This is a genomic window from Staphylococcus sp. 231237_7MaSpsaltlick (assembly GCF_043107035.1).
Genome location: NZ_JBICNX010000303.1, coordinates 1 through 534, shown reverse-complemented (window position 1 = coordinate 534; position 534 = coordinate 1). Strand labels below are relative to the sequence as shown.

Genomic DNA, 534 nt, shown 5'->3' with positions numbered 1-534 from the left:
CTTTATAATCAGAAAGCAATGCAGTGGCTAGAGTGATGATTTTTCAATTATCATTCATAGCCTTTTCATCATATTTAATAAAGAAATAAGCTGACTTTGCATTGATGTCTGACATACTATCAAACTCTTCTTCAGTCGTTTCTGAAATAGGTTTTTTAATTACTTTTCCTACTGTATTTATTGAAATATCAACTTTTCCAAACGTCTCTTCAGCATGTTGAAATAAAGCTTGGACATTACTAACCTTAGTTAAATCACCAGAAAATAATGTACCTTCTCCACCTAACTCTTCAACTTTTGAAAGTGTAGCTTTAGCATCATCTAAAGACTTTTCATTATGATAATGGATTACTAATTTAGCCCCATCTTTAGCGTAAGTAGTACTTAATAAGCCACCAAGGTTCTTAGCACCACCAGCAATAACTACAACTTTGTCTTGTAAACTATCAAATTTACCCATATTATATAACCTCCTTTGAATATATTTCAATCATAAACCTTAGACTGCGATATCAATCAAGTGTTTGTTGGAAA

At 31.5% G+C, this 534-nt stretch carries 1 protein-coding gene; it reads right to left on the bottom strand.

The window, feature by feature from the left end:
- Window positions 1-43 precede the first annotated feature (43 nt).
- The gene (locus tag ACF91D_RS31595; protein WP_392438672.1) at window positions 44-460 is read right to left on the bottom strand and encodes an SDR family NAD(P)-dependent oxidoreductase; all 417 of its coding nucleotides are present in this window, start codon (window positions 458-460) and stop codon (window positions 44-46) included.
- Window positions 461-534: the final 74 nt, after the last annotated feature.